The sequence below is a fragment of the Streptomyces sp. NPDC049577 genome (assembly GCF_040675635.1).
GTDB lineage: Bacteria > Actinomycetota > Actinomycetes > Streptomycetales > Streptomycetaceae > Streptomyces.
In genome coordinates, this window is sequence record NZ_JBFAPH010000332.1 from 1 (window position 1) to 6947 (window position 6947).

Here is a 6947-nt window from a genome sequence, read left to right on the forward strand (position 1 = left end):
TGGCGTCGTCGATGTGGATGCCGTAGATCAGGCCGAGGTTGACGACGTCGATGCCCAGCTCAGGGTCGACGACGTCGTAGAGCGCCTCGCGGACCTCTTCCTCGGTGGCCGGCTTGGTCGTGGCCTCTGCGTTCTCGCTCATGCGGTCTTCCTCTCGGACAGCACCTGTGCCGTCGCGTCCTTCCACGCCATCCAGCTCAGCAGGGCGCACTTCACCCGCGCCGGGTACTTGGAGACGCCAGCGAACGCCACCGCGTCCTCCAGCACCTCCTCCATCGCGTCGTCCGGCTCGATCCGGCCCTTGGACTGCATCAGCTCCAGGAAGGTCTCCTGGATCCGCAGGGCCTCGTCGAGGCCCTTGCCGACCAGCAGCTCGTTGAGCACGGAGGCGCTGGCCTGGCTGATGGAGCAGCCCTGGCCCTCGTAGGAGACGTCCTCGATCGTCTCGCCGTCGAGCCGCACCCGCAGCGTGATCTCGTCGCCGCACGTCGGATTGACGTGGTGTACCTCGGCGTCGCCGTCCCGCAAGCCCCGCCCGTGCGGGTTCTTGTAGTGGTCCAGGATGACGTCCTGGTACATCGAATCAAGCTTCACTGTCGCAGCCCTCGTCAGCCGAAGAAGTTCCGGACGTGCTCCAGGCCCGCGATCAGCGCGTCGACCTCGGCGGGCGTGGAGTACAGATAGAACGACGCCCGCGTGGTCGCCGGAATTCCGTACCGCAGGCACACCGGCCGCGCGCAGTGGTGGCCGACGCGCACGGCGATGCCCTGCTCGTCCAGCACCTGGCCCACATCGTGCGGGTGGATGTCACCGAGGGTGAAGGAGATCGCGGCACCGCGGTCCTCGGCCGTCACCGGACCGATGATGCGCAGGTCCGGGACCTCCTGGAGCCGCTGGATGGCGTACTCGGTGATCGCGTGCTCGTGGCGCGCGATGTTCTCCATGCCGATCGAGGTGAGGTAGTCCACGGCCGCGCCGAGGCCGACGGCCTGGGCGATCGGGGGCGTACCCGCCTCGAACTTGTGCGGCGCCGGGGCGTAGGTGGAGGAGCTCATCGAGACGGTCTCGATCATCTCGCCGCCGCCGAGGAAGGGCGGCAGGTCCTCCAGCAGCTCCTGGCGGCCCCACAGGACGCCGATGCCGTCCGGACCGCACATCTTGTGGCCGGTGAAGGCCACGAAGTCGGCCTGGAGCGCCTGGACGTCCAGCGGCATGTGCGGAGCGGCCTGCGAGGCGTCGACGACGACGAGCGCGCCGACCTCCTGCGCCCGGCGGACTATGGCCTCGACGGGGTTGACGGTGCCCAGGATGTTCGAGACCAGGACGAAGGAGACCACCTTGGTCTTCTCCGTGATGACCTGCTCGATGTTCGACAGATCGAGACGGCCGTCGTCGGTCAGGCCGAACCACTTCAGCTTCGCGCCCGTGCGCTGCGCCAGCAGCTGCCACGGCACGATGTTGGAGTGGTGCTCCATCTCCGTGATGACGATCTCGGTGTCGCGGTCCACCCGGTAGGGCTCGTCGGCCCAGCCGAGCATGTTCGCCACGAGGTTCAGCGACTCGGAGGCGTTCTTGGTGAAGATCACCTCGTCGCGGCTGGGCGCGTTGATGAAGGCCGCGACCTTGTCACGGGCCCCCTCGTACAGCGCCGTGGCCTCCTCGGCGAGCACGTGCACGCCGCGGTGGACGTTGGCGTTGTGCCGCTCGTAGTGCTCGTTGATGACGTCGAGCACCTGGCGCGGCTTCTGGGAGGTCGCCGCGTTGTCCAGGTAGACGAGCTTCTTCCCGTCGTGGACCACGCGGTCCAGGATCGGGAAGTCCTTGCGGATCGCGTCGGTGTCGAGGAGACCCGGCAGCTGAAGTGTCACGCCGCACCCCTTTCGTTCGCTTCTCCGCCCGCGAGGCGCATCTGCGGGTCGCGGGACGCCTGCGGGCCGGTGGCCTCGCGTGCGTCGCTCACAGGGATACGCCACCCTTCACGTACGCCTCGTAGCCCTCGTTCTCCAGCTTGTCGGCGAGCTCGGCGCCGCCGGACTCGACGACGCGGCCGTTCGCGAAGACGTGCACGAAGTCGGGCTTGATGTAGCGCAGGATGCGCGTGTAGTGGGTGATCAGCAGGGTGCCGACCTCGCCGGTCTCGCGGACGCGGTTGACGCCCTCGGAGACGATGCGCAGGGCGTCGACGTCCAGGCCGGAGTCGGTCTCGTCGAGGATCGCGACCTTCGGCTTGAGGAGCTCCAGCTGGAGGATCTCGTGGCGCTTCTTCTCACCGCCGGAGAAACCCTCGTTCACGTTGCGCTCGGCGAAGGCCGGGTCCATCTGGAGACGCTCCATGGTCTCCTTGACCTCCTTCACCCAGGTGCGCAGCTTGGGGGCCTCGCCGCGCACGGCCGTGGCCGAGGTGCGCAGGAAGTTGGAGACCGAGACGCCGGGGACCTCGACCGGGTACTGCATGGCGAGGAAGACGCCGGCGCGGGCGCGCTCGTCGACGGACATCGCAAGGACGTCCTCGCCGTCGAGGGTGACGGTGCCGCCGGTGATCGTGTACTTGGGGTGGCCCGCGAGCGAGTAGGCCAGGGTCGACTTGCCGGAGCCGTTGGGGCCCATGATGGCGTGGGTCTCGCCCTGCTTCACGGTCAGGTCGACGCCCTTGAGGATCTCCCGGGGGCCGTTCTCGGCTTCGACGGAGACGTGCAGGTCGTGGATCTCAAGCGTTGCCATGGGGAACTCAGGACTCCTGGGTGACGGAGACGAGCACGTCGTCCCCTTCGATCTTGACGGGGTATACGGGGACGGGCTGCGTCGCGGGGAGGCAGTCGGGCTTTCCGGTGCGGAGGTCGAAGCTGGAGCCGTGCAGCCAGCACTCGATGTGGCAGTTCTCGACCTCGCCCTCGGAGAGGGAGACGTTCGCGTGCGAGCAGATGTCGTTGATCGCGTACACCTCGCCCTCGGTACGGACGACGGCCACCGGGATGCCGTCGAGCTCGACCCGCTTGGGGGTGTCCTCCTCCAGCTCGCTCAGCCCGCAGGCGCGCTGGTAATGGGTACCGTCGAATGCGCTCATGCGACCGACTCCTCCAGCTCCGCCTCGATCTTGGCGATGAGACGCTCCTCCAGCTCGGGGATGCCGATCTGCTGCACGAGCTCGGCGAAGAAGCCGCGGACGACCAGTCGGCGGGCCTCCTCGGCGGGGATGCCGCGGGCCATCAGGTAGAACAGCTGCTCGTCGTCGAAGCGGCCGGTCGCCGAGGCGTGGCCGGCGCCGACGATCTCACCGGTCTCGATCTCCAGGTTGGGGACCGAGTCGACGCGGGCGCCGTCGGTGAGGACGAGGTTGCGGTTCAGCTCGTAGGTGTCGGTGCCCTCGGCCTCGGCGCGGATGAGGACGTCGCCGATCCAGACGGCGTGCGCGTCCTTGCCCTGCAGCGCGCCCTTGAACACGACGTTGCTGCGGCAGTGCGGGGTGTCGTGGTCGACGAAGAGACGGTGCTCCTGGTGCTGGCCGTTGTCGGTGAAGTACAGACCGAACAGCTCGGCCTCGCCGCCCGGGGCGCCGTAGACGACGCGCGGGTGGAGGCGGACCAGGTCGCCGCCGAGGGTGACGATCACGGACTTGAAGGACGCGTCCCGGCCGACCAGCGCGGTGTGCTGGGCGACGTGCACGGCGGTGTCGTCCCAGTCCTGGACGGAGACGACGGTGAGCTTGGCGCCGTCGCCGAGGAGGTACTCGACGTTGGCGGCCAGGGTCGCGTCGCCGGTGTGGTCGATGACGACGACGGCCTCCGCGAAGGCGCCGACCTCGACCACCAGGTGGCCGAAGGCCACGCCGCCCTCGCCGTGCGCGGCGATGCGGACGGGCTCGGCGAGCACCGTCTCCTTGGGGACCGAGACGACCGAGGCCTTCTCGAAGGAGCTGAAGGCCTGGGCGGCGACCCGGTCGACCGGCTTGCCGGCCTTGCCGAGCCGCGCGTCGTCGCGGCCGACGGTCTCCACGGTCACACCCTCGGGGGCGGTCACCTCGACCTTGACGCCGCCACCGTCCACAGCCTTCTCGGCGGCTGTGCCGTCGTGAAGACCGCGGAGGCGCTCCAGCGGGGTGAACCGCCACTCCTCCTCACGGCCGTGCGGCACGGGGAAGTCCGCCACGTCGTACGAGGCGGGGGCGCTGACCCGCGCGTCGATGGGCTGCCGGGGCCCGCCCACCTGGATGGCGCCGTCGGTCGTGCTGCCGGCGGGAGTGTTGTCAGCCATGGCTGTCGTCGTGCTCTCTTCCTGTCACAAAGGGTTCGCTGCGGCTTCGGGCGGGATCGGGGTCAGCCGACGGCGCCTTCCATCTGCAGCTCGATCAGCCGGTTGAGCTCCAGGGCGTACTCCATCGGCAGCTCACGGGCGATCGGCTCCACGAAGCCGCGCACGATCATCGCCATGGCCTCGTCCTCGGACAGACCGCGGCTCATCAGGTAGAAGAGCTGGTCCTCGCTGACCTTGGAGACGGTCGCCTCGTGGCCCATGGAGACGTCGTCCTCGCGGACGTCGACGTAGGGGTAGGTGTCGGAGCGGGAGATGGTGTCCACCAGCAGCGCGTCGCACAGCACGTTGGACTTGGAGCCGTGGGCGCCCTCGCCGATCTCGATGAGACCGCGGTAGGAGGTGCGGCCGCCGCCCCGCGCCACCGACTTGGAGACGATGTTGGAGGAGGTGTTGGGCGCCATGTGGACCATCTTGGCGCCGGCGTCCTGGTGCTGGCCCTGGCCGGAGAAGGCGATGGACAGGGTCTCGCCCTTGGCGTGCTCGCCCATCAGGTAGACGGCCGGGTACTTCATCGTCACCTTGGAGCCGATGTTGCCGTCGACCCACTCCATGGTCGCGCCCTCGTAGGCCACGGCGCGCTTGGTGACCAGGTTGTAGACGTTGTTCGACCAGTTCTGGATCGTCGTGTAGCGGCAGCGGCCGCCCTTCTTGACGATGATCTCCACGACGGCGCTGTGCAGCGAGTCGGAGGAGTAGATCGGCGCGGTGCAGCCCTCGACGTAGTGCACGTAGGCGTTCTCGTCGACGATGATCAGGGTCCGCTCGAACTGGCCCATGTTCTCCGTGTTGATGCGGAAGTAGGCCTGGAGCGGGATGTCGACGTGCACGCCCGGCGGGACGTAGATGAAGGAGCCGCCCGACCACACGGCGGTGTTCAGCGAGGCGAACTTGTTGTCACCGGCGGGGATGACGGTGCCGAAGTACTCCTGGAAGAGCTCCGGGTGCTCCTTGAGCGCGGTGTCGGTGTCCAGGAAGATGACGCCCTGCTGCTCCAGGTCCTCGCGGATCTGGTGGTAGACGACCTCGGACTCGTACTGCGCGGCGACACCGGCGACCAGGCGCTGCTTCTCCGCCTCGGGGATGCCCAGCTTGTCGTAGGTGTTCTTGATGTCCTCCGGCAGGTCCTCCCAGGTGGCGGCCTGCTTCTCGGTGGAGCGCACGAAGTACTTGATGTTGTCGAAGTCGATGCCGGACAGGTCCGAGCCCCAGGTGGGCATGGGCTTCTTGTCGAAGAGCCGGAGGCCCTTCAGACGGAGCTTGAGCATCCACTCGGGCTCGGACTTCTTGGCCGAGATGTCGCGGACGACGTCCTCGGAGAGGCCACGCCGGGCGGCGGCACCGGCCACGTCGGAGTCGGCCCAGCCGTATTCGTACGTGCCCAGCCCCTCGAGCTCAGGGTGGGCAGTCTCCGTGGGGAGAGTCATGCGGGGTTCCTCCCGGCCGTGCTGGTGGATGCGGTGGTCTTGGTATGGGTGCTCTGGGGGATGAACGTCGTGCACACCCCGTCGCCGTGGGCGATGGTGGCCAGACGTTGCACATGGGTCCCGAGCAGGCGGGAGAAGACCTCGGTCTCCGCCTCGCACAGCTGGGGGTACCGCTCGGCGACGTGGGCGACCGGGCAGTGGTGCTGGCACAGCTGCTCCCCCTGCCGGGGCTGGGGCGCGCTACGCGCCGTAGCAGCGTACCCGGCCGCGGTCAATGCCCGGGCCAGGGTCTGCGCCTTGGCCTCGGGGGCGGCGGCCTCCAGGGCCTTGCGCCAGCCCTCGGCCTGGGCCGCGATGCGGGCCCGGGCGAACGCGGCCACGGCCGCCTCGCCCTGCTCGCCGCCGCCGGCGGACCGGGCGATCCAGTCCAGGGCGTCCCGGGCGAGCTCGTCGTAGGCCTGGTCGAAGGCGTCCCGGCCGCAGTCGGTGAGCGCGAAGACCTTGGCGGGGCGGCCGCGGCCCCGGGCGCCGTACACCCGCTTCTCGCGGGCCTCGACGACGCCCTCGGCGACCAGCGTGTCCAGATGCCGGCGCACGGCCGCCTGGGTGAGCGCCAGGCGCTGCGCCAGCTCCGCGGCGGTCGACGGGCCGTGATCCAGGATCGACCGGGCGACGCGGTTGCGGGTGCCGCGCTGCTCGTCGTGACCGCGCGCCTCCTCGCGCGCGGGCACGGACGCCGCGGGCACGGACGCGCGGGCGCCGGAGTACTCAGCCTCCGGGTCGCCCCCCGTTCGCCGCTGCGGGGCCTGGCTCGCGTATTTCACAACACCATTGTTGCGTAATTGCCGGAGTGGCGACAAGCCTCGTTGGAGCGCACCGTGGTGGTTTCAGTCACTAAGGGTTACCTAAGCCCCATGGGCCCCGGGACTTTCCGCCCACCCCGCCGGGATCCGGGGCGGCCCGGACTTCGTAGACTTCCCGGCATGCGCAGCGTCTTTCCGGGGGACACCCCCCGGGCCTCCGGCCGGCAGCCCGTGGTCGAGGTGCACGGCCTGATCAAGCGGTACGGCGCGAAAACGGCGGTGAACGGGCTCGATCTGACCGTCGCGGCCGGCGGGCTGACCGCCGTCCTCGGCCCCAACGGGGCCGGCAAGACCACCACCGTCGAGGTCTGCGAGGGCTATCGCCGCCCCGACGCCGGCACGGTCCGCG

At 69.4% G+C, this 6947-nt stretch carries 9 protein-coding genes; 1 reads left to right on the forward strand and 8 read right to left on the reverse strand.

The features are described 5' to 3' along the window. From AB0K09_RS27330 to AB0K09_RS27365, 8 genes are all read right to left on the reverse strand, one after another. The coding region (locus AB0K09_RS27330; protein ID WP_366068079.1) for an iron-sulfur cluster assembly protein at positions 1-142 on the reverse strand (142 nt) is incomplete at its 3' end. Then, a complete protein-coding gene (gene sufU / locus AB0K09_RS27335; RefSeq protein WP_366068072.1) occupies positions 139-594 on the reverse strand; it encodes a Fe-S cluster assembly sulfur transfer protein SufU in 456 nt (151 codons plus the stop codon). The genes sufU and AB0K09_RS27330, both read right to left, overlap by 4 nt. A 14-nt stretch (positions 595-608) precedes the next feature. Next, on the reverse strand, positions 609-1868 hold the full coding sequence (locus AB0K09_RS27340) for a cysteine desulfurase (protein ID WP_366068073.1): 1260 nt from the start codon (positions 1866-1868) through the stop codon (positions 609-611). Between the two features lie 88 nt (positions 1869-1956). After that, positions 1957-2721, reverse strand: a complete 765-nt coding sequence (gene sufC / locus AB0K09_RS27345; RefSeq protein WP_366068074.1) for a Fe-S cluster assembly ATPase SufC — start codon at positions 2719-2721, stop codon at positions 1957-1959. Positions 2722-2728: 7 nt separating this feature from the next. Continuing rightward, positions 2729-3064 (reverse strand): bifunctional 3-phenylpropionate/cinnamic acid dioxygenase ferredoxin subunit, encoded by a 336-nt coding sequence (locus AB0K09_RS27350; protein WP_366068075.1) that lies wholly within the window; start codon positions 3062-3064, stop codon positions 2729-2731. Further along, the gene (gene sufD / locus AB0K09_RS27355) at positions 3061-4251 is read right to left on the reverse strand and encodes a Fe-S cluster assembly protein SufD (RefSeq protein ID WP_366068076.1); all 1191 of its coding nucleotides are present in this window, start codon (positions 4249-4251) and stop codon (positions 3061-3063) included. Before sufD ends, AB0K09_RS27350 begins: the two co-directional genes overlap by 4 nt. Positions 4252-4313: 62 nt before the next feature. Then, entirely contained in the window at positions 4314-5735 is a 1422-nt protein-coding gene (gene sufB, locus AB0K09_RS27360; protein WP_366068077.1) for a Fe-S cluster assembly protein SufB, read from the reverse strand. After that, positions 5732-6481: a helix-turn-helix domain-containing protein gene (locus AB0K09_RS27365; RefSeq protein WP_366068080.1), complete on the reverse strand. Its 750-nt coding sequence runs from the start codon at positions 6479-6481 to the stop codon at positions 5732-5734. Before AB0K09_RS27365 ends, sufB begins: the two co-directional genes overlap by 4 nt. Before the next feature lie 237 nt (positions 6482-6718). Between AB0K09_RS27365 and AB0K09_RS27370 the strand changes: the two genes are divergently transcribed. Next, a partial coding sequence (locus AB0K09_RS27370; RefSeq protein WP_366068078.1) for an ATP-binding cassette domain-containing protein occupies positions 6719-6947 on the forward strand: 229 nt, incomplete at its 3' end.